Below are 21240 nucleotides of genomic sequence, written 5' to 3'. Positions count from 1 at the left end.
GCTTAAGTGGCTATTTGATAAACGCCAGCAGCACGGATAAAGTCAGCAAAGAAACCGCGGTGGAAAACAGCACCGTTTGCGCCGTCACCACCGCTTCACGTCGGTAATATTCTGCCAACATGAAAGGCCCAGTGCCTGTCGGCAGCGCCGCCAGTAGAATCGCCATCATTGCCAGTTGGTGATTCATATCAAACACATAGAGCGCCAGCCAAGCCACCAATAGCGGTTGGATAATCAGCTTAATAAACGTTAGCGTCCAAGCCGTTTTGCTTGAAGAACTGCCGCCACCATTTTTGGCCGCCGCTTGAGCCGCCATAGAATCCGCCAAGAACAACCCTAAACTCACCAGCGCAGCAGGGCTCGCCGCGCTGCCCAAAAGCTTCAAAAAAGTTTCCACACCTTGCGGCAAATGAATAGACATAGCCGCCACTGCCACCCCGGCGATTGGTGACAAAATCAACGGATTGAGAAACACAGCTTTAAGCACGTTTTTCACTTTGAGATGCAAGGCGACTTCTGCTTGAAGGCCTACCTCAATCAAAATAATCGCCATCGCAAAAACCACACTGACAACAATGATGCTGGCGATGGTCGTCGGCACTTGACCGGATGCGCCGAACACCAGAAACAACAGCGGAAAACCGACATACGCTGTATTGGAATAGGCCGCCGAAACACTATCAATGCTCGCATCCGCCAAAGGACGCCCTTGCTTAAATCGCCATAAAAGTACCAGTAAAAACGTCATTACCGAGCCGATCAGGTAAACACTGATAAAATTCGGCAAATACAGCTCAGACCAATGGCTATTCGCCATAATGTCAAACAACAATGCCGGCAGTGCCAGCCAAACAACAAAACGGTTCAGTTCACTGGCGGCGGTCGCCCCCAAAACCTTGGTTTTACGACTAACGAATCCGGCAACAATCAAACCGAAAATAGGTAATAAAATAGAAAACGTGCCAAGCATGAGAATAGATTTACATTCAGAAAAAGATTAGAGAGAAATAAGTTAGCACGCAAAGCAAAATCACGCAATGCAACGCGCGACAGCAAAGACCAACCTTCCGGTTAAGCCAACCCCAACCTGGCAGATTTTATCAATTATCTTGTACAACCAACTAAACAAGTAAGCAGGATTAGGAACTCATCCGCTATTCGGGTAAAATACGCGGTTTATCGATGACTGAACTGAATAACCGGCAATGACTACAAGAACAAACAGACTTAACCTCCTCAAAACGTTACTTAACGAACGCGTCGTGGTGCTTGATGGCGCAATGGGAACCATGATCCAAGGCCTGGAGCTGACCGAAGAGGAGTTTCGCGGAACGCGCTTTGCCGACTACCACATGGATATCAAAGGCAACAACGACATCCTTGTAATGACCCAACCGGAAGTTATTCGCGATATTCATCTACAGTTTTTGCGTAACGGCGTCGACATCATCGAGACCAACTCTTTCAACGGCACCACCATCGCGCAGGCCGACTACGACATGCAAGATTATGTCTCCGAGCTGAACCTGGCTGCCGCCAGAGTGGCACGAGAAGCCTGTGACATCGCCGAGCAGGAAGATGGCAAACCCCGTTTTGTTGCCGGTGTTTTGGGGCCGACAAACCGAACCGCATCCATTTCTCCAGACGTCAATGACCCGGGCTTCCGCAACACCTCTTTTGATGAGCTGGTCGTCGCTTACAAACAAGCAACCCATGCGTTACTGGAAGGCGGTGTCGATACCATCCTCATCGAGACTATTTTTGATACGCTCAACGCCAAAGCCGCAATTTTTGCCGTCAAAGAAGTGGAAGACGAAATCGGCTATGAAATTCCTATTCAACTCAGCGGTACCATTACCGATGCGTCAGGCCGTACTTTGTCGGGGCAAACCACCGAAGCTTTCTATAACGCGGTTGCACATGCCGAACCGCTGTCGGTCGGCTTGAACTGCGCGCTTGGACCGGAAGAGTTGCGACCTTATGTCGAAGAGTTGAGTCGTGTCTGCGAAACCTATGTTTCCATCCACCCGAATGCCGGTCTACCGAACGAGTTCGGAGAATATGACGAAACGCCTGAGCAAATGGCGGCTGAAATCGCCGTTTGGGCGGAAAAAGGCTGGATCAATATTATCGGTGGTTGCTGTGGCACCACGCCGGAGCATGTCGCAGCCATGGCGGAAGCAGCACACAAGCACCCGCGTCGCCAATTACCTTCCGTCAGACCTACTTGTCGTTTATCCGGTTTAGAGCCATTGAATATCGACGAAAATTCTTTATTTGTGAATGTCGGTGAGCGTAACAACGTCACCGGTTCGGCAAAATTCAAGCGCCTGATTATTGAAGACAACTACGACGAAGCAATTGAAATTGCCGTCAAACAAGTTGAGGACGGGGCGCAAATCATCGACGTCAACATGGACGAAGGCATGCTGGACGCCAAAGCCTGCATGACTCGCTTCTTGAACCTGCTAGCCTCCGAGCCGGAAGCGTCACGCGTACCGATTATGATTGACTCCTCTAAATGGGAAGTTATCGAAGCAGGCTTGAAATGCATTCAAGGTAAAGGTATCGTCAACTCCATTTCGTTGAAAGAAGGCGAAGAGAAGTTCATCGAGCAAGCCAGATTGGTGAAAAAATACGGCGCGGCCGCCATCGTCATGGCATTCGACGAAGTTGGTCAAGCGGACACGCTTGAACGCAAAATCGAAATCTGTTCCCGCTCCTACAAAGTCTTGACCGAACAAGTCGGCTTCCTGCCGCAGGACATTATTTTCGACCCGAATATTTTCGCCGTTGCCACCGGGATTGAAGAACACAACAACTACGGCCTGGATTTCATCAACGCCGTGACCTGGATAAAAGCCAACCTTCCTTATGCCAAAATCTCTGGCGGGGTATCCAATGTCTCCTTCTCCTTCCGTGGTAACAACCCGGTGCGTGAAGCGATTCACTCGGTCTTCCTCTACTACGCCATCAAAGAAGGCATGGACATGGGGATTGTGAATGCCGGACAAATGGCGATTTATGACGACCTACCGGAAAAACTGCGTTTGGCAGTGGAAGACGTCATCCTCAACAAAGACCCGGAAGCCGGTGAACGCCTGCTGGAAGTGGCCGAAGAATTCCGCGGCGATGGTTCAGCCGCCAGCAAAGTCGCCGATTTATCCTGGCGTGAAAACCCTATCGAAAAACGCTTGGAATACTCGCTGGTCAAAGGTATTACCGACTTTATCGAAGACGACACCGAAGAAGCCCGCCAAAAACTCGGCGCACCGATCAATGTCATTGAAGGCCCATTGATGGACGGCATGAACGTGGTCGGCGACCTGTTCGGTTCCGGTAAAATGTTCCTACCGCAGGTGGTGAAATCCGCACGCGTCATGAAACGTGCCGTGGCCTATCTTGACCCCTTCCTCGAAGCCGAGAAATCCGAAGGACAGGTACAAGGTAAAATCGTCATGGCGACCGTTAAGGGTGACGTGCATGACATCGGCAAGAACATCGTCGGCGTGGTTCTGCAATGTAATAACTTCGAGGTCATTGACCTTGGGGTCATGGTGCCTGCGGAAAAGATTCTCGACACCGCCATTGAACAAGGCGCGAATGTTATCGGGCTGTCCGGTTTGATTACCCCTTCTTTGGAAGAGATGGTCAATGTCGCCAAGCTGATGAAAGAACGCGGCATGAATCTACCACTATTGATTGGTGGCGCAACCACGTCTAAAGCCCATACGGCGGTGAAAATCGAACCGCAATACGACCATCCGGTGGTTTACGTCAAAGACGCCTCTCGTGCCGTCGGTGTTGCGCAAAGCTTGATTTCACCCGATTTGAAAGCCGACTTCGCAACAAAAATCCGCGCCGAATACGAGCAAGTGCGTGAAGAACGTAAAGCCCGTGCCAAGCAGGTCAAACGTATCCCAATCAATAAGGCGCGCGAAAACCCCTCGCTGACTGCAAATGCATGGCAAGACTACACACCAATCCAACCGAAGTTCCTCGGCACCAAAGTGTTGGAAGATTATCCTTTGGAAAAACTGGTCGAACGTTTCGACTGGTCGCCTTTCTTCCAATCTTGGGAGTTGCATGGTTTGTATCCTCGTATTCTTGAGGACAAGTTGGTGGGCGAAGAAGCGAAAAAACTCTTTGCCGATGCACAGGCCATGTTGCAACAAATCCTAGATGAAAAATGGCTGACAGCCAAAGCCGTCTATGGCTTCTTCCCTGCCAACCGCGTGGGGGACGACATTGAAATCTATACCGACGAAACCCGTAGTGAAGTGGCGCATAAACTGCACCACCTTCGTCAACAGGCAGAGAAAAAGCGTGGCGGTGCCAATGGTTGTCTATCCGACTTTATTGCGCCTAAAGAAAGTGGCGTAGCTGACTATGTCGGGTTGTTTGCCGTAACAGCGGGCATCGGTATCGACGCCCATGTTGAGCGTTTTGAAAAAGCGCATGATGACTATAACGCCATTATGCTCAAAGCCTTGGCTGACCGTTTTGCCGAAGCCTTTGCAGAGAAACTCCACGAAATCGTCCGTAAGGAAGACTGGGGTTACGCCTCGGATGAAAATCTGGATAACGAAGATTTGATTAAAGAACGTTACCAAGGTATTCGTCCGGCAGCCGGCTACCCTGCTTGCCCAGACCATACCGAAAAAGGCACCATTTGGGAAATCCTGCAACCCGATAGCAAAATCGGTCTGGAGATTACCGAAAGCTTTGCTATGACACCAACAGCAGCCGTTTCAGGAACCTACTTTGCGCACCCTGAATCCAGCTATTTCGGGGTTGGCTCGCTGGGTCGCGATCAAGTCGAAGACTATGCACAGCGTAAAGGCTGGAGCATTGAAAAGGCTGAAATCTGGCTGGCACCAAACTTGGGTTACGATCCGGAAGATTTTGCGAACTAAAACAGCAATTCCATAAAGTTGAGGGCTTAAATGAATAAAATACCTGAAATGTTTTATAAGTATAGAGCCTTCAACACCTTCACCTTAGAGTCTCTCTACAATGACGAAATCTATTACTCAAATCCAAGAGACTTTAATGACCCATTTGACTGCAACCCCATAATTGAACGCGATTCTTCAAAAGAAGAATTAAAAAATCTTTTAGCACTTCTAATAAAAAGCCGAGTAGCGAACGAATCTAAAGCTCTATTACGAAAATTGCGATTAAATGATGAATCTGCAGAACGTCATGCTAACAAAGTGGCCGACCTAGAATCTAGAGATGCTCTTGATGATATTAAATATAACGCAACTAACCCTGATTACAAAATCTCTAAAGAGCAAGCTGAGCTTGCACTATTAACCGAAAGCATTTCAAGAGAAATTAAAAAACACTACTCAAAAGGAATTTTTAGCCTAGCTTCTGATTGTGAAGACCCCCTCATGTGGAGCCATTATGCCGATAAACACAAGGGGATATGCGTAGGTTACAGCTTGGAAAGAGCATCTCCGCCAAAACCTCAAAAAGCTGTATATGAAGGATCAAGGGTTATAAAAACATCCACTATCCATAATGCACTGCTAAATGGTTCTAAAAAAGCTTTAAATGAACTTGAAAAAGCCATACTTTTGCGCAAAGGAATGGAAATATGAGAAAGAATGGCGTCTTATCGGAAACCAAGGCGTTCAAAGCTCACCACTGTTTCTTAAAGAAATCATTTTTGGCCTTCGATGCGACTTATCAGTCATTCACACCATAATCAATGGACTGAAAGGTAGAAACTCTCCTGTTAAGTTTTTTCGAATGCACTATTCAGGAAATGAATATAATTTAAAAAAAGAAGAAATTGACCTTGATGAACTGTCACGAACCCTGCCTAGGGAAGCTCAAATTATTGACATGTTAGATGACATAGAAATAAATTAGCTCCCCCAACCTGGCAGATTTTTCAATTTGTATTCGTTTTGAGAATACTGTTTTACCATTTTCGCATAAATTATTTCCGACACCTTGTGCTAGAGTTAAAAGGCATAACAATAAAAAAAAACACCAACGTGGGTAAAGGAGATCATTCATGCGTATCAGCAAAAGTTATTCATCACTTTTCAGCGGTTTATTATTAGGATTGGTGACACTTATGCCGCTTTCCGCGCAAGCTGAGGAACTCAACAATAAAGAAGCGCTCAAAGGCATCACTGAAATCCACGCTCTCTATGACGTTAGAAAATCTAACCCCAACGTCATGTTGGCTTACCTGAAAGGTATTGAATCCAATCATAAAAATTTACTGAAAGAAGGGGTGAAACCGCACTTGCGTGTGGTGTTTATTTCCAGTGCCGTGCAATTCATCACTTCAAAACCTTCGGAAGAGGTTGAGCACCTACACGGTGATACTTTGCCAAAAATCAAGGCGCAAATCGCCCGCCTGTCAGATTTGGGGGTAAAAATGGAAGCCTGCTCTACGGCGACAGCCTATTTCAAGGTGGATAATGACACGCTTTATCCAGGTATTAAACCTGTTCGTTCTGGGTTTCTATCCGTCATGGGATGGCAAGCGCAAGGCTACTCACTGGTCCCTGTTTACTAAACCCCTTTCTATTGTTTAACAGACTGATCTTCTGATTTGGAAAACATCATCCAAATCAGAAGAGGTGGTTAATCATCAAAATAACCTTACATTTTTCGCTATAATTCACTGCAATATAAAAACCCATCTGGTAAGTTAGTCTGAGCAGTATGAAAGCCGATTCCAATATTAAAATTGTTGCTGCAATCTCGCTATTGCTGATATTTTTATCGATTTCGATTTCTCTGATTAATTTCTCCGTTTCGCTCAATGCCAAACAAAAAGAACTGAAAACGCGTTCATTGCCCCTCTCTGTCGATAACATTTCAACCGAAATCCAACGCAACATCGTTCAGCCAAATCTGATTTCATCCATTATGGCGCACGACACCTTTGTGCAGCATTGGCTACTGCATGACGAAGACGATACCACCAAAATCAAAAACTACTTGGAAACCATTCAAAAGAAATATGGCATGTTCCTAACGTTTTTGGTTTCTGAAGACACACTTCGCTATTACTCGCAAAAGGGTTTCGTTGAGAAGTTGAACCCTGACAAACCTGACAACAAGTGGTATTTCCGATTTAAAAACGAAAAAGCCAATCATGAGATTAATCTGGACGACAACGACAAGTTCGGCAACAGCATGATCATGTTTATCAACCACAAGATTACCGGCGCAGATGGTCGACTATTGGGTGCCACAGGTATTGGCATGAGAGTGTCTTATATTGACGACATCCTAAAACGCTTCCGTACCCAATATCAGTTCTCCGTATTTTTCATCAATAAAACCGGAAAGGTGATTTTGCGGGAACGTGGAATCAACAAGCTGAAGGATATTGCTGACATTCCAAACTTAGAGCACATCAAAAACCAGATATTCTCCAAGTCCAAAAAAGTTCTTGAGTACTCCAGCAAGGGCCAACGCTTTTTACTGAACACCCAGTATATTCCTGAGCTAGATGCTTACTTGATCGTCCAAGCCAAGCTGGATGATTTCACCAAACAGGTACGCCGTACTTTCTATTTGAACTTATCCATTTCTTTGGTCATCACGCTGATTGTTACCTTATTTGTGCTTGCCATCATACGGCGCTACAACAGTAAGTTGGAGTTTTTCGCTCACAATGATCCGGTGACGAAATTGAAAAACCGCCGTTCTTTCAATCAATACTTTGACAGCCTGCTACCGCAGTACCAAAAACACAATCATCATGCACTTAGCCTGATATTTTTTGATGTCGATGATTTCAAGAAAATCAATGATGAACTTGGGCACCAAGTGGGTGATAACGTGCTGGCTAGAATCGGGCAGATTCTGCTTTCCGATTTTGGGGATAGCAACCTGATTGCACGCTGGGGTGGTGAAGAGTTTATCGTCGCGCTAAACGACACGCCTTTGAATGAAGCTAACGCCATAGCGGAGAAACTACGATCCAAAATCGAACTTGATTCTATCCTCAATGAGCTTGGTGGCAACCCGATTACCGTCAGTATCGGTGTCACTACCTGCAAAAAAAGCGATACGCAAGACACTATTTTCCACCGTCTTGATGATGCGATGTATGCCGCCAAAAAAGGCGGCAAGAATAAAGTTGTCTCAGACTAACCCTGTCGCGAACTAGCAAACCCTAATTCCCACCACAACTATCAAACGCTTTTATATGTGTAAAAAAAAATTTCTTAGCGCTTCATTTTAAGAGTTGCTACTATGCTTATGTTCTCGGACATTCGAGTAATGAACTTTACTATAAAAATAGTTATCTAAGGATATGATAATGAAAAAACTATTACTTACCTTCGCAGCAGTCACTTTCGCTTTATCTTCTGTTTCTGCTTTTGCGGCGCCAACGCCATCAAGCAAGAAAAAACAAACAACTCTAGGCCTATATGCATCTCCACATGAAGCATATGAAATGAAAAAGAAAGGTGGTGAAAAGGTTCTTTTCATCGACGTTAGAACACCTGCAGAATTAGAATTCGTTGGTGTGCCAACTGATATCGACAAAAACATCCCTCTTGTTTATCGCGACTTCTCAAAATATGACGCTAAGAAAAAGCGTTTTGCGACAGTTAAAAATAAAAACTTTGTAAAAGATGTTGAAGCTTTGGCTAAAAAACACGGTATTGGTAAAGATGGAACAATCATCTTCATGTGCCGTTCTGGTGACCGTTCTGCCGTTGCTGTCAACATGATGGCTAAAGCGGGTTACACTCACGCTTATACACTAGTTGGTGGTTTCCAAGGTGGTCCAAACAAAGCTGACCACGGTAAACGTAACAAAGTGGGCTGGATGAACGACAACCTACCATTCACGCAAAAACTAAACAAAAACATTCTTGACCTGCAATAATTCAAGATCACTGCGTTTAAAAAAGGGAGCCTATGGCTCCTTTTTTTATGCTTAAGAATCTACTAATACTCTAATACGAATAAACAATAATTTTATTCCATTAAATTTTCTTATAGTGAAGCAAAAAACCTCGTTTTGCAGATGGATTTGGCTCGCCATAGAATAGCAGCACTTAGTTGATTTCTTTAAGGTAAAAACGCATGGAAATTGAGGTTTGGAACCCTTGGATTGCTGGGTTGGCAATCGGGTTATTTGTAATCTTCCATTTTTGGCTCATGGGAAAACCCGCCGGCTGCTCAACGGGCTATGGTAACTTCCTAGGTTTACTTTTCAAGAGTGTTGAATATTTTCGCGTTGGAGAATATTCGCACTTAAACAATTCCAGACTGTGGTTTTTGATCGGTATTCCGTTCGGTGGTCTGTTAAGCGCCCTCTCTTCACCTGATCCTTGGCACTTTACATTCGACATGGGGATGTATGACACCATTTTTCCTCAAACCGATGCCGGTAGAGCGATTTGGCTAATATTAGGCGGCGCGTTGTTAGGCTTCGGGGCACGCTTGGCAGGTGCATGTACCACGGGTCACGCCCTTGTCGGTGGTGCGATGCTGAACCCACCAAGCCTGTTGGCCGGTGCAATCTTCTTTGTCAGCGCCTTTATTACCACACGTTTGTTATTCGGAACCTAGGAGAATACGATGCACGAATTACCCGCAAAAGATGGCATCCGTAACTATGTGGTTTCGTTTGTATTTGTTTATCGAAACAACTTTTTCGGCCTGCTGACAGGGATTCTTTTTGGGTTTCTGATGAGTCATGCCGGCGCGACCACCTATGACTTCCATGCCAAAATGTTTTTGTTTGAAAACTTCCAGTTGATGATTGTTATCGGTACTGCGGTGACGGTTGCAATGGTCGGCGTACTGATATTGAAGCGCTTCAGAGTGCGCGCGGTTGCTACAGGAAATGAAGTGGATTTCGTCAAAAAGCCTTACCAAAAAGGTCTGATGGTCGGTGCGCTTCTCTTCGGTATCGGCTGGGGAATGAGCGCGTCCTGCCCAGGGACAATCCCCGCGATGATTGGCGAAGGCAAAATCGGTGCAATTTTCGCTTTGATCGGTTTGCTCATCGGCACCATGGCGTATGGCCTGTTGCAAACCTACTTGATGATGGCTCGTCGGCATAAAGCCTTGAATTTAGACGATGAGAACAAAGCCAAGCTACATTGCCCTGACAACAGTTGCGACGCCTAGAAGCGGCTTTTCGTAAAAAGGCGACGTTTTTGTCGCCTTTTTTATTTAAAAGACCAATTATTTCAATCAATTAAAAAAAACGGTTCTGCTTTTCAGTATAATACGCTCTTTTAAATTTCCAGAGAGCGTTCTTCATGAAAGCAGATCATATCCGCAATATTGCGATTATCGCCCACGTTGACCATGGTAAGACAACCCTTGTCGACCAATTACTTAAGCAGTCAGGTACTTTTGACGATGTTCGAAAAGACTTGGGTGAGCGTGTCATGGACTCGAATGATCTGGAAAAAGAACGTGGTATCACCATTCTTTCAAAGAACACTGCAATCAACTGGAACGACTACCGCATCAACATCGTAGACACTCCGGGCCATGCCGACTTCGGTGGTGAAGTTGAGCGTATCTTGTCGATGGTTGACTCTGTATTGCTATTGGTTGATGCGGTTGAAGGGCCAATGCCTCAAACGCGTTTCGTAACCGAAAAAGCACTACAACAAGGACTTAACCCGATTGTAGTCATCAACAAAATCGACCGCCCAGGTGCGCGCCCTGACTGGGTACTGGATCAAACTTTCGATTTATTTGACCGCCTAGGTGCAACCGATGAACAGATGGATTTCGATGTTATCTATGCTTCTGGATTGAACGGTTTTGCAGGACATGATGAATCTGTTCGCGAAGGCGATATGACGCCTATTTTTGAAACGATTGTTGAAAAAGTAAGCCCGCCTGATGTCGATTTCGATGGCCCTTTCCAAATGCAATGTATCTCTCTGGACTACGACACCTATAAAGGTATTATCGGTACTGGACGTATCAAACGTGGCTCAGTCAAAGCCGGCATGAGCATCTCGATTATCGATAAAAACGGTGCAAAACGTAATGGAAAAGTCGGCGAAATATTTGGTTACCTAGGTCTTGAGCGTATCAATGTAGATGAGGCTCACGCTGGTGACATCATCGCATTCTCTGGTTTAGATCCTTTGAACATTTCAGACACACTGTGTGATCCTACTGCCGTTGAAGCATTGCCGCCATTAACGGTTGACGAACCGACTGTTAGCATGACGTTCCAAGTCAACAACTCTCCGTTCGTAGGACAAGAAGGTAAGTTACTGACTTCTCGCCAAATCCGCGAGCGTCTGGACAAAGAACTGCTAACCAACGTTGCATTGCGCGTTGAAGACACTGAAGATGCGAATAAATTCCGTGTTTCAGGTCGTGGTGAACTTCACTTGTCCGTACTGATCGAAACCATGCGTCGTGAAGGATTTGAAATGGGGATTTCACGCCCTGAAGTTATCTTCAAAGAAGTAAACGGTGAAATACAAGAACCTTATGAAAACCTAACCGTTGATGTCCCTGAAGACGCGCAAGGCACCATCATGGAAAAACTAGGGCAACGTAAAGCCGAAATGCAAGACATGGTGCCAGACGGACATGGTCGCGTGCGTATCGACTTCATCATCCCTTCACGTGGTTTGATTGGTTTCCGTACCGAGTTCATGACAGCCACCCAAGGGAACGGTTTGATCTTCTCAAGCTTCTCTCATTACGGTCCTAAGTTTGCAGGCACTTTGGGTGAGCGTACCAATGGGGTGTTGATTTCTATCGGCCAAGGTAAAGCACTAACCTTTGCCCTATTCAACCTACAGGATCGTGGTCGTCTGTATATCGGCCATGGTGAAGAGGTTTATGAAGGCATGATCATTGGTCTGCACAGTCGCGCAAACGACCTAACGGTAAACCCTCTAAAAGGGAAGCAGCTAACCAACATGCGTGCATCAGGTACAGACGAAGCACAAGTTCTAACACCGCCAATTCGCTTTTCTCTTGAACAAGCACTTGAGTTTATCGATGATGACGAGTTGGTTGAAGTCACACCGGAAAGCATTCGTATTCGTAAAAAGCTATTGACCGAAAACGAACGTAAAAAAGCAGGTCGTTCTAAAGAATAAGACTACCCACCCAAAAAGAAGCCCGCATAAAGCGGGCTTTTTTGTTTCTGGATTTCCCTTATTTGTCGTAAGGACCATATTTCGCTTTTTCGAGCGCTGCTTTATTCCCTTTGAAATAAGCCGGAACCGGATAATCGTCTGGACGGAATTTCGGATTTGGGAAGTCATGCTCTCTGCCAGCCTTGTTGGGTCTTGGCAAAGACTCGACATAAGCCGCAATGTCATAAGCCTGACTGACCGTCAACACAGGTTGATCAGCATGGGTTCCCAACGGCATATTGCCATAAATAAAGCGCGTAGCTGTCTTCAAACGACTCATGCCCGCACCATCATTAAAGGAATCCTTACCAGCCAGTGGCGGAAAAGTATAAGTGCCGTCCTTAGCATAGGTAGGAGATTTCATCCCCAAGCCTCCCGCAGCATGACAACTCATACAGAACTGACCGTAAAGGGTTTGGCCAACTTTTGGGTCAGCTTTTCTGTCTGGAAACTTCACATTAATCAAACCAGTACCTTTCATGGCTTGACCCGGTTTAGTATCCTTCGCCAACCAAGTGAAGTAAGCAATAATCGCTTTCATCTGCTTCGAGTCATTCGGGAAGGGATGCCCCGCACCTTGGCTTCTTGTCATACAGCCATTCACCCGATCCTTTGGTGAACCAATCGACATGCTTCTTGATCGAAAACTGGGGTAGTCATTCATAACATTTACCAGAGGAATACCATAAGGAACAGTACCCGGCAAACCATCCTTATTTGCTAAGTGACAGCTGGTACAATTCAACGAGTTTCCGGAATAACGCATATTGGCATCAGCGACTTTTGGCCCAATCAGTTTCGCCGTATTGGACAGCAACGCTATACCATAACGAATCTCGTCGGCATTGGGTTCATGTTCATAACTGCCTTTAGGCAATACCCAGTCTTGCTTCGGGCGACTTTTCGCCTTCTCGATTAAAGCCTTCGCCTGCTTTGTATCAAGCTTCTGCCCCACATGATAGGGAGATACATCCATAGCATTGGCGGCAGTAGCCACCCCCAAAAGACCAAACAAAAGATACAGTGACTTCATAGACTTCCCCTTGAGCGGAAACACCACAGTGCAAAGACAAAATGTTACTGAGTCATTGTGTTAATTGGATGGAAAGTAAACATTCAGAACAAAGATCAGGGCAATGAGAACAACAACCGCCAAAATAGACATCGCCATACGCATCTTGTTTAAGACAGGTACACGTTTTCTAAGCTTTTTAGGGAAAGGCAACTCCCCTTTATAGATTTTGACTGCCTTGATGAATTCTTGAGATACAGGTGGCTGCAAAGCTTCAGCAATTCGTTCCGCTTGCCAGTTTGGATAATCCGCAAATGCTTTTGCCAGAGAGTGTAAGTCGCAGTGCTTCAACTCCATGCGACGGCGCTCCAGCGGCATTTTAGCTAGAATGTCAATCCACTCTCTATCCAAATCCGTATCGAAACGTTTTTTAGCCATAGTCGTTTTCCGAAAGTTCACTTTTTAAGTGTACAGAATTCACACTAATTTATCGGCAAAAAATCGATAACTCAATCTTGATTCAAGTATTTTTCTTTTCGGAAAAACTGTCCACAACCTTGTCAATAAACTTCAATTTACTTTTGACGATATCCGTCAGCACAAAAGGGTAAGCATCCACATGCCCCATACTGCGATTTAAAGCATTCATCACCTGTGCGACTCTCGCCCACTCAGAATACCAACTGTTGAAATCATTTACTTTCGGCTTATAAACACTTAAACCGTAACTGACCGCCGTTTCCAAGGTATCGACAATATGCATATAGTGCGCCCAGGTTTCCGCCCAGTCTTCAAATGGATGGCTACTGGCGTACATGGATATGTATTGATGGCTTTTGAACTCAGGCGCACCGTTTTCGTAATAACGCTGAAGCGCCTTGTCATAATCTTTACGCTCATCACCAAACAGTTCTCGAAAAGCCTCCAAGCGTTCTGGCGTGTCAATGAGCTTATCCCAATAATAATGTCCGATTTCATGACGAAAATGCCCCAATACCGTACGGTAAGGCTCCCCCATCTCTTCTTTCATCGTATGTAGAAACCCTTCGTCGGCTTCAGCGGCATTGAGCGTAATTTGCCCCAGAGCATGGCCGGTCAAAACATGCTCTAAATCGACATTTGGATTACTTCGTTTGTCTTCCAAAAAATCAAAGACCAGTCCATGCTCAATCTGCCGATAATTTCGTATCGGCAAGTTCAGCAACAACAATGTGGTAAAAAGATGTCTTTTCGAGCGCTCAAGAATACGCCACCTTTGCGGGTTTTTGGGAGCCGATAAATCAGGAATGGTTCTCGTGGTACGGCAGGAAAGACACTGACATTCGTTTTCGTCTATCACTAACCAATTGCAATTGACTGGGTAGCTTCGATTCTCACAAGTCTTCATAGGTGTTTGAACGCCATTGCCGTCCTGAGAATGCGGCAAAAACCCATTATCCGTCAGCTCACCACTCCACATGGTTTGAATCGACGGATCATAGGCCAAATCACGGCCACAGCTTTCGCAAAACAAATTGTTTAAAAAAACCTCTTGCCCACATCGGCAAAAAAAACGCTTCACCGCGATGACACTCCCTTATTGAACGCTTTGCATTCCTGAAACTGCTTCTACCTCTGGGTAAAACCATGTACGGTAACAAGCATTGTGAATAGCGGAAATTTCCAACTGCAACGCATCAAGATAATCATGAAGCGAAGTCGACCCGGCTTCCATTTCCGGCGTCTGGTCTATCAAATCCTGCAATTGCCTAATGACTTTCAAAACTTCCCTTGAGTTCGGCAAAATGTTCGCCAACTCATGCATTTTGTCTGCACAATACTTGATAGAACGGAATTGTTTGTCATCATACACCAAAAATTCAATGACCGAATTTCCATTGATTTCTATCTGCACCGCCTGACGGTACATAAAATAAATACCAATGGATTTCAAAATATTTGCCCACAGAATACTGCCATATTGCTCAACTTCTTCCGGGTTGTATTCTTGCGCAGCGAAGTAACCCCCAACATCCAAAATGCGGGACGTCATATCGGCTCGTTCAATCAACTGCCCCATCATCAAAAATCGAAACGCTGCATTATCACTCATGGTTCCCATCAGCATACCGGATATTGCCTGACAGGCTCGAATCACTTTTTCCAATAACGCATTACGTCGACTTCTGACTTGAAGGTCATCAAGATTATCTTTCACATAAAGGTAGATTTCATTGATATAAACCCAGGCTTCCCTCGGTAAAGAATCGCGAGTGGTACGAATATTTTCACGCGCCCACCATAATGAGGAAATCAAAGACGCTGAGTTGTTTCTATCACCCAGCAACATCCACATACAGTTCTTTTCGGTACGTGCATCATAATGCTCGTCGAAATAATCTTCATTGCTGGTAATTTCCACCAAGGTATACCAATTCAATTTGACGGATTTTGGCAAGTCGAACATCAACTGCGAGTGAATTTTCGACAACCTTGCTGTATTTTCGACACGCTCAATATACCTTGCCAACCAATAAAGGCGCTCTGCAACTCTAGACAACAACATTATGCGCCCTCCTTTTTCACAATCCAGGTATCTTTACTACCACCACCTTGCGAAGAGTTCACCACGAGAGACCCTCTTACCAAGGCAACACGCGTCAAACCTCCCGCCGTTACATAAGACTTACTCCCTTGCAAAATAAAGGGGCGCAAATCGACATGTCTTGGCTCAACCCCTTCATCACACAAAGTCGGCACGGTCGACAGGCACAGTGTCGGCTGGGCAACATAATTTCTTGGGTTATCTTTAATCAGTTGGCGGAACTGTTCGATTTCTTCCTGTGAGGCTTTGGGGCCGATCAAAAGCCCATAACCACCTGACTCATTCGCCGGCTTGACAACCAGTTCTTCCAGATGAGCCAAAACATATTCCCGATCTTCTTCACGACTGCATAAATAAGTCGGTACATTTGGCAAAAGCGGCTCTTCATTCAGATAAAAGCGAATAATGTCTGGAACATAGGCATAAAGCACCTTATCGTCCGCAACACCACAACCAGGCGCATTGGCGATACCGACATTGCCAGCTTTCCATGCGCGAATCAACCCTGGAATACCCAGCACCGAATCTGGATTAAAGGCATCAGGATCAATAAAGGCATCATCGATTCTACGGTAAATGACATCGACTTTCTGCAAACCATCGATATTTCGCATATAAACGCAATCATCATCTCCCACAACCAAATCACCGCCTTCGACCAACTCCACCCCCATTTCATGCGCCAAGAAAGCATGCTCGTAATAAGCGGAATTAAAAATACCTGGTGTCAGCACCACGACTTCCGGTTGAGGCGTGTCTGTTGGACAAATAGACCGTAACATTGACAAAAGTTCATAAGGGTACTGATTCATTGGCAAGATAGAAATATCTCTAAACGCATCGGGCATCACACTCTTCATGACCGCTCGATTCTCCAACATATAGGAAACGCCGGAAGGCACTCGAAGATTGTCTTCCAGCACATAGAAGTTGCCGGAACCATCCCGCACCAAATCCGTTCCACAAATACACGCCCATGAGTGATGCTTAAGTTTCATCCCCGCGCATTCAGGGCGATAATCTTTTGAAGACAAAATGATTTCTGAAGGAACAATGCCGGCTTTTAGAATCTCTTGGTCGTTGTAGATATCCTCAATAAACAGATTGAGTGCTTTCAGTCTCTGCTTCAGCCCTTCGGATACCTGCTTCCACTCTTCCTCATCTATTACCCTCGGCAATAGGTCAAACGGCCACAAGCGATCAATATTCCCTTCATCACTGTAAACCGTGAAAGATATCCCTAACTGCGCAATCGTTGCTTCGGCATTCTTTTGTAATTCCTTTACCTCTGACAGTGATAGGGTATTAAGATGACTCACCAGCTCTGAAGCTGCTGCCGTCGGCTGACCGGAATTACTAAGAACCTCGTCATATCCAGTACCGACTTTGTACTCGTTGAGTGCCGTACGCATTGCCTTTACTCCTCATTGAACAACTCATTAAATAAAAGCAACTTTCAGGCTAATCAATAGAAAACCTAATTTAACAATCAGTTAAATCAAAATAATAAGAATTACTAACTAATATTTCTTAAATTTGCACCAAATTAGAAGCCATTGAGTCAAGAACTTATTTGCGTAAATACTCCGCTATACGCCCAATGAAAGCAACAATATTAAATTATTTGCACAATACGAACAAAATGAATAAAATACCCCTACGTACTCATAAACAAAAAAGACAATAAATATGCAGCCTAACGAATACATAACCACGACCGAAGCCTGTGAGATCATAGGCGTTTCAAAAACAGTCGTTAAACGCCTTGCAGACGAAGGCATCCTAAAAACCTGGAAAACGCCCGGAGGTCATCGAAGATTGCTTCGCTCGTCTATTAACGACTATATACAAGAGTTTAATAAACCATCAAGTAATGAAGCCGAGGTCTCTTCTCAAAGCCACCCTAATAAACGCTTTAAAGTAATGATTGTTGATGATGACCCACTTACCCAACAACTGATTAGCAGCATCATACAAAGGTTGAATTTGGACATATTTATCCATGTCGCAAAAGACGGCTACGAAGGACTGATGATGATTGGCAAAATACAGCCTCAGATTATCTTTGCCGACCTCATGATGCCAAACATGGATGGATACGATATGCTCAAGGCACTACGTAGTAACGAAGAGACAGCGAACACCACTATTATCGTGGTCACTGCAGTTCCTCAGAATGAGATAGATCGAACGCGTCTTCCCGAAGATGTCGTGGTCATCCATAAACCGATTCAAGCCGATATTATTCGTAGCTTCATCAGCTACGAATACAACCTGAAATCGAATAATGCCTGAACGACAGGCATAAAAAAGCCCAAGTAGAAAACTACTCGGGCTTCGAATGTGGTGCGAGCGGAGAGACTCGAACTCTCACACCAAAGGCACCAGAACCTAAATCTGGCGTGTCTACCAATTCCACCACGCTCGCAATGTGGTGGCCACACCTGGAATCGAACCAGGGACACAAGGATTTTCAATCCTTTGCTCTACCGACTGAGCTATGTGGCCGTTTTTTGAATTTGCGTATTATAGAGATGGCCTTAAAGACTGTCAAATACAATTTCAAAATTATTCAAAATATCTTTTAGAAACCAAATTCGTTTATTCTCGAATAGGTTCAGTCTTGCATGAAAATCGCTTTTTATCACCCTCAACCAAGCCAAATACCCTCCTAATTATGCAGGCTTTTTTATTCAAACTAACTTCGCTAACACCTCCCACTTTAATAAACTTTATCTGTTTTTCGTACCCAAATTAAATAAAAACGAATTATTTGAACAAAAAGGTTTTATTTGAACTTTTTGCATGATAGAATTCTCCTCAAGAAATGCATAAAAAACTTAAATATAGGTTTTTAAAGCTATTTATTCATAGAGGCAAGCTAAACCGAGAGGTATAAATCATGTTCTGCCAAAAATACAAAGATCAAATAAGCGATGCAAAATCAACCATATTTGAACAAAACTCATTAATTGATGCCATTAACCGTTCTCAAGCCATGATTGAGTTTGATATTGATGGCAACATCCTGAAAGCGAATGAAAATTTCTTGCAGGCTATGGGGTACCAAGCGGCAGATTTAGTTGGCCGACATCACCGTATGTTTGTGAGTGCAGAAGAAAGCAATCACCCGGACTACCAAAAATTCTGGCGCACCCTTAAAGAAGGTCGATTTGTTTCCGGCAGATTTAAACGTTTGGATAAAAACGGCAAAGAAATCTGGCTTGAAGCGTCTTATACGCCTTTATTTGATGAACAAGGCAAAGCCTATAAAGTTGTAAAAGTCGCTTCGGATGTGACGGATAAAGTACAACAGGAAATCAGCAACCAGGGTCAAATTGATGCCATCAACAGAGTGATGGCGGTGATTGAGTTTGATTTGGACGGAAACATCATTAATGCCAACGATAACCTTATGTCTGCAATGGGCTATCAATTGAATGAAATCCAAGGAAAACATCACAGACTGTTCGTTAAACCGGATTATGCTGAAAGTAATGAATATAGAAAATTTTGGCAAGATCTTAAAGCTGGACAGTATAAATCAGGAACGTTTCAGCGTATTACCAGACAGGGCGACGATATTTGGTTAGAAGCGAGTTACAACCCGATTTTTGATAATAACGACAAGCCAGTCAGAGTCATCAAATACGCGGTAGACGTAAGCAAAAACGAAAACACGCTATTACTTAAGAACGTTATTGATGATGCCGGAAATGTATTGAAAAACTTTGCTGAAGGTGATTTAACCGCTCGTATGAAGCAACATCTTGATGACAGACAAGTCAGCATGTTTAGACCGCAGATTGAATCTCTGACTTCTAGCATTCAAGACATGTCCGAAAAACTTCAGGATGTAATTGTACGTGCGATCAGCTCTTCACAGTTTGTTTCTGATGCTTCGGATGAAGTTAAACAAGGTGCGCTTGATTTGAGTGAGCGTGTACAGCAACAAGCGGCAGCACTTGAGGAAACCAGTGCCACCATGGATCAAATGAACTCTGCGGTGCAAGCAAACACCGAAAATGCGCAAAATGCCTCCAAAGTGTCTTCTGAAGCTCAGAAAAAAGCGAACGAAGGTACTGAAGTCATGAGCATGACCATTGATGCCATGAATGCCATTGAAGAATCGAGCCATAAGATTGCTGAAATCGTCACCTTGATTGACGGTATCGCTTTCCAAACCAACCTATTGGCACTTAACGCAGCTGTTGAAGCGGCTAGAGCTGGCGAGCATGGTCGCGGGTTTGCGGTGGTAGCCGGCGAAGTTCGCTCATTGGCACAAAAGTCTGCTGAGGCCGCTAAGGACATCAAAAAATTGATTGATGAAACCTCGGACAGAGTGAAACAAGGTTCAACTCTAGCAAGCGAATCAGGTGAGATGTTGGGCAACATCAATGCTGCCATTGAATCCATCACACAAATGGTCGGGCACATTGCACAGGCATCTTCCGAGCAGGCAACCGGTATCAGCCAAGTACACCAGGCGATTTCTCAAATCGACGAAGTGACTCAGCAAAATGCCGCTTTGGTAGAAGAAACTTCTGCCGCAGCAGAAAGTATGAGTGATCAGGCCAACCAATTGAGTCATGATATGTCGTTTTTCAGAACCGGTGTCGAAATTGAGCATGCGCCCCGTTTGCCAAAAAAAGCAGACGCAAAACCAGCAGCTCCGGTCAAAGCGATTGCTAAGCAAGCACCTTCGGCCAGCGCACCAACCAACAGTGATGAATGGGGAGAATTCTAATGGACACAATGCATAACTTAGACAACCAAATCACTGAAGAGAACTCACCCTCTCATATCCAGTTCTTAACCTTCATTCTCGGTAATGAACTCTATGGATTGGACATTCTCAGGGTGCAGGAAATCCGAGGCTGGGAAAAAACCACCCTATTGCCGGAGATGCCTAATTTCATCAAGGGCGTCATCAACATTCGTGGCGCCATCGTACCGATAATTGACCTGCGGAACCGTTTTCAGATAGGCAAGGCCACCTATGATGAAACGACCGTCGTCATTATCACCAGAATGTCGATGGAACAGGATGAAGCGGGAAACTACAAAACCGTTGGCTTGGTGGTAGATGGTGTCAGTGATGTGGAAAACATCAATATGACAACCTTGCAGCGCGTGCCTTCTTTTCAAGGATCGGAAGGCATCAATGAGCTATATATACAGGGCGTCGCCAACCTGCACAAACAGGATCATGAAGACCTGATGGTCATCGTCCTGAATGTCGACGCGCTTTTAGGACAAGGGATTTTTAACTATTTAGAGGCGTTCACCGAGGAAACGCCAAACCTTGCACAAGCATAACCACCCCAACCTGGTAGATTTTTCATTGCATCTCCAAAATCTGCCAGGTTGGGTTGCTTGTGTTACCTGCTGGTATTACTGGCTTGTTTTAGCCCTATGATTCACAATGAATGAATTCCATAAAATGATGTGCAGCGCAAAACGCTGACAACTGATCGTTTTAAGAATAGAAAAGAAAACTAGAAGAGCAGGCG

The 21240-nt window shown here is 44.8% G+C and carries 18 protein-coding genes and 2 tRNA genes; 12 read left to right on the top strand and 8 right to left on the bottom strand.

Annotated elements, in window-relative coordinates; all coding sequences use genetic code 11:
* Positions 1-10: 10 nt before the first annotated feature.
* Positions 11-970 (bottom strand): AEC family transporter, encoded by a 960-nt coding sequence (locus F8R13_RS09650; RefSeq protein WP_152834019.1) that lies wholly within the window; start codon positions 968-970, stop codon positions 11-13.
* A 235-nt stretch (positions 971-1205) separates the two neighbouring features.
* Here F8R13_RS09650 and metH point away from each other — a divergent pair, with 235 nt between their 5' ends.
* The 9 genes from metH to typA all read left to right on the top strand — a co-directional run bounded on the left by metH (position 1206) and on the right by typA (position 12092).
* A complete protein-coding gene (metH, locus tag F8R13_RS09645) occupies positions 1206-4916 on the top strand; it encodes a methionine synthase (RefSeq protein WP_152834017.1) in 3711 nt (1236 codons plus the stop codon).
* 30 nt (positions 4917-4946) lie between these two features.
* The gene (locus F8R13_RS09640) at positions 4947-5609 is read left to right on the top strand and encodes a DUF2971 domain-containing protein (RefSeq protein ID WP_152834015.1); all 663 of its coding nucleotides are present in this window, start codon (positions 4947-4949) and stop codon (positions 5607-5609) included.
* A complete protein-coding gene (locus F8R13_RS09635) occupies positions 5563-5883 on the top strand; it encodes a hypothetical protein (RefSeq protein ID WP_152834013.1) in 321 nt (106 codons plus the stop codon). The genes F8R13_RS09640 and F8R13_RS09635 overlap by 47 nt, the downstream gene beginning before the upstream one ends.
* Positions 5884-6031: 148 nt before the next feature.
* Positions 6032-6544 carry a DsrE family protein gene (locus F8R13_RS09630; protein WP_152834011.1) on the top strand — a complete coding sequence of 171 codons (513 nt, stop codon included), beginning with the start codon at positions 6032-6034 and terminating at the stop codon, positions 6542-6544.
* 149 nt (positions 6545-6693) lie between these two features.
* A complete protein-coding gene (locus F8R13_RS09625; RefSeq protein ID WP_152834009.1) occupies positions 6694-8136 on the top strand; it encodes a sensor domain-containing diguanylate cyclase in 1443 nt (480 codons plus the stop codon).
* A 163-nt stretch (positions 8137-8299) separates the two neighbouring features.
* The gene (locus F8R13_RS09620) at positions 8300-8881 is read left to right on the top strand and encodes a rhodanese-like domain-containing protein (protein ID WP_152834007.1); all 582 of its coding nucleotides are present in this window, start codon (positions 8300-8302) and stop codon (positions 8879-8881) included.
* 200 nt (positions 8882-9081) lie between these two features.
* The gene (locus F8R13_RS09615; protein WP_152834005.1) at positions 9082-9570 is read left to right on the top strand and encodes a YeeE/YedE family protein; all 489 of its coding nucleotides are present in this window, start codon (positions 9082-9084) and stop codon (positions 9568-9570) included.
* Between the two features lie 9 nt (positions 9571-9579).
* A complete protein-coding gene (locus F8R13_RS09610) occupies positions 9580-10134 on the top strand; it encodes a DUF6691 family protein (protein WP_152834003.1) in 555 nt (184 codons plus the stop codon).
* Between the two features lie 134 nt (positions 10135-10268).
* On the top strand, positions 10269-12092 hold the full coding sequence (typA, locus tag F8R13_RS09605; protein ID WP_152834001.1) for a translational GTPase TypA: 1824 nt from the start codon (positions 10269-10271) through the stop codon (positions 12090-12092).
* Between the two features lie 58 nt (positions 12093-12150).
* Here the strand turns inward: typA and F8R13_RS09600 are convergent, their stop codons facing one another.
* The 5 genes from F8R13_RS09600 to F8R13_RS09580 all read right to left on the bottom strand — a co-directional run bounded on the left by F8R13_RS09600 (position 12151) and on the right by F8R13_RS09580 (position 17139).
* Complete coding sequence (locus F8R13_RS09600; RefSeq protein WP_152833999.1) at positions 12151-13164, bottom strand: c-type cytochrome; 1014 nt, start codon at positions 13162-13164, stop codon at positions 12151-12153.
* A gap of 60 nt (positions 13165-13224) precedes the next feature.
* A complete protein-coding gene (locus F8R13_RS09595) occupies positions 13225-13581 on the bottom strand; it encodes a hypothetical protein (RefSeq protein ID WP_152833997.1) in 357 nt (118 codons plus the stop codon).
* A gap of 82 nt (positions 13582-13663) precedes the next feature.
* On the bottom strand, positions 13664-14704 hold the full coding sequence (locus tag F8R13_RS09590; protein ID WP_371414939.1) for a putative zinc-binding metallopeptidase: 1041 nt from the start codon (positions 14702-14704) through the stop codon (positions 13664-13666).
* Between the two features lie 15 nt (positions 14705-14719).
* Positions 14720-15688 carry an alpha-E domain-containing protein gene (locus tag F8R13_RS09585; RefSeq protein ID WP_253806420.1) on the bottom strand — a complete coding sequence of 323 codons (969 nt, stop codon included), beginning with the start codon at positions 15686-15688 and terminating at the stop codon, positions 14720-14722.
* Entirely contained in the window at positions 15688-17139 is a 1452-nt protein-coding gene (locus F8R13_RS09580; RefSeq protein WP_152833993.1) for a circularly permuted type 2 ATP-grasp protein, read from the bottom strand. Before F8R13_RS09580 ends, F8R13_RS09585 begins: the two co-directional genes overlap by 1 nt.
* Positions 17140-17416: 277 nt before the next feature.
* Between F8R13_RS09580 and F8R13_RS09575 the strand changes: the two genes are divergently transcribed.
* Positions 17417-18022 (top strand): response regulator, encoded by a 606-nt coding sequence (locus tag F8R13_RS09575; protein ID WP_152833991.1) that lies wholly within the window; start codon positions 17417-17419, stop codon positions 18020-18022.
* 49 nt (positions 18023-18071) lie between these two features.
* On the opposite strand, the gene F8R13_RS09570 is transcribed toward F8R13_RS09575, so the two are convergent.
* Together F8R13_RS09570 and F8R13_RS09565 are read right to left on the bottom strand one after the other, a co-directional pair.
* Positions 18072-18155 (bottom strand) — tRNA-Leu (locus F8R13_RS09570).
* A gap of 4 nt (positions 18156-18159) precedes the next feature.
* Positions 18160-18235: transfer RNA gene (locus F8R13_RS09565), tRNA-Phe, on the bottom strand.
* Between the two features lie 394 nt (positions 18236-18629).
* Between F8R13_RS09565 and F8R13_RS09560 the strand changes: the two genes are divergently transcribed.
* Together F8R13_RS09560 and F8R13_RS09555 are read left to right on the top strand one after the other, a co-directional pair.
* The gene (locus F8R13_RS09560; RefSeq protein WP_152833989.1) at positions 18630-20474 is read left to right on the top strand and encodes a methyl-accepting chemotaxis protein; all 1845 of its coding nucleotides are present in this window, start codon (positions 18630-18632) and stop codon (positions 20472-20474) included.
* The gene (locus F8R13_RS09555) at positions 20474-21046 is read left to right on the top strand and encodes a chemotaxis protein CheW (RefSeq protein ID WP_216642624.1); all 573 of its coding nucleotides are present in this window, start codon (positions 20474-20476) and stop codon (positions 21044-21046) included. Before F8R13_RS09560 ends, F8R13_RS09555 begins: the two co-directional genes overlap by 1 nt.
* Positions 21047-21240 lie beyond the last annotated feature (194 nt).

The sequence above is a fragment of the Hydrogenovibrio sp. JE_KL2 genome (assembly GCF_009296185.1).
Taxonomy (GTDB): Bacteria; Pseudomonadota; Gammaproteobacteria; order Thiomicrospirales; family Thiomicrospiraceae; genus Hydrogenovibrio.
The sequence above is the reverse complement of the archived record's forward strand: the minus strand, read 5'-3'. Positions and strand labels throughout refer to the sequence as shown.